The sequence below is a fragment of the Vibrio penaeicida genome, from assembly GCF_002933855.1.
Taxonomy (GTDB): Bacteria; Pseudomonadota; Gammaproteobacteria; order Enterobacterales; family Vibrionaceae; genus Vibrio; species Vibrio penaeicida_A.
Genome location: NZ_BFAQ01000073.1, coordinates 1 through 1462 on the forward strand (window position 1 = coordinate 1; position 1462 = coordinate 1462).

The 1462-nt window shown below is 39.5% G+C and carries 2 protein-coding genes; one reads left to right on the forward strand and one right to left on the reverse strand.

What is annotated here, in order from left to right; genetic code table 11:
• The first annotated feature begins 309 nt into the window (after positions 1-309).
• A complete protein-coding gene (locus VPNCDNU1_RS28140; RefSeq protein ID WP_104403443.1) occupies positions 310-843 on the forward strand; it encodes a hypothetical protein in 534 nt (177 codons plus the stop codon).
• Between the two features lie 434 nt (positions 844-1277).
• Here the strand turns inward: VPNCDNU1_RS28140 and VPNCDNU1_RS29225 are convergent.
• The coding region (locus VPNCDNU1_RS29225) for a hypothetical protein (RefSeq protein WP_104403444.1) at positions 1278-1462 on the reverse strand (185 nt) is incomplete at its 5' end.

Sequence of the window (1462 nt, forward strand, 5' to 3'; positions counted from 1 at the left end):
TAATTCAAGGGTTGTAAGGATTTCGAAAGTTGCTAGCTTCAGTGTTTTTGAGTTTGATTCCTCAACCAGCATCAAGGTGGAAAGTCGTCGTCATCCAAGTTGCTGCAAGCTTTCAAAATCAATCCGGTTCGCTGAATGTTGAAGCTTTGCTCTAGGCTCGTTTCCCTAAATTCTCGACTGATTAGGTGTTCTGGGTGTTGTGGACTGGTTGCAGAAAATTTTATTGGTTAAGATGCCTTTCATTGAATGCAAGCTANNNTTAAGCTGGCGTTATGAAACTTAATTGAAATCGGAGTAGGTCATCAAGTAATGAAGATTGAATCAAATAAAGTTTTGAAAATGGTGTCTGCTTTCGTCTTACTCGGGGTTTCTATTTACTTTGGCTACAATAGTAAGCCTACAGAAATGGGATTAACCATTGCAGCTGGATTTCTCGGTTTAGTATTCGCGAATCTGGATAAATTCAAAAGCTTTAAAGCAGCTGGTGTTGAAGCACAACTTAGAGAAGAGCAGATCAAAGCGGTATTAGAAAAGGAAATAGAAGCTCCTACTGATTTTTTTGACGAAACCGAATCTCAGGTACCTAATGTTAGTCTAGTCCCTGACAATGCTAAATCTGTTTTAGAGTCTTTACAAAGCCACGAATATACGTGGCGCTATGTTTCAGGAATATCAAAAGAAACTAGTTTGACTCGAGTTCAAGTTAAAGAGTCACTTCAGTGGCTTTCAGAACATGGTTATACAAAAAAATCTCTTGGGAAAAACGGCGAAATTTGGGCGTCTACTCAAGAAGGTCGTTATCTTTATGCAGTAATCTGTTTTGATGGAGTTCCAGTTGCATAACAAACAATTTAAGCAGACTGTCAACGCTTGTCATTTTCAACTCGGTTTAGCTTCTGTGATTTAGGTGGTAAATTTGAGTGTATTGGTAGCGTTGTCAGCTACTTAATTGGGCGTTATGAAGCATCTAGAAAAATCCAGTAAAATTAGGGGTTAATGTTCTTTATTCGTGTTTGATTCTGTCGTCGTTTTGAAATGATCTCAGCCTGAAAATCCGTTGAGTCTCTTTTGTGAAATACCGCTTTGGGGTCATCAAAAGGCAAATCGGCTGTATGGTTATTTTTGCCAAATTGGTTTTTTCTAGCAGCCATTTGCTGCGCCGTTACTTTTGTGGGGTGGCAGGGCGTCGATAAACTCAAAACTTGGTGGGTGTTTTAAGTAAATCCGTGGTGGGTCTATCGAGTAGCTGCCAACATTTTGTGAAATGGCTCTGTGTCTTAGGCTTCTGTAATTGCTGGAAGTTCAAGGTTGCCATAAAGTCCGTTCATAACAAACAATTCAAACAGACCAAAAACGCGTGGCATTTTTAGTTTGCGTTGAAATTGGTGTTTAAGGTGATATGCGGAAACGGTATTTGTACGTTTTTGGCAGTTTAATTGGGCGTTAGGTGCTAGGAGGCATT

What these genes read in the sequence shown, in the direction of transcription:
- VPNCDNU1_RS28140 (WP_104403443.1), top strand. Translation starts at nt 310, where the DNA reads ATGAAGATTGAATCAAATAAAGTTTTGAAAATGGTGTCTGCTTTCGTC.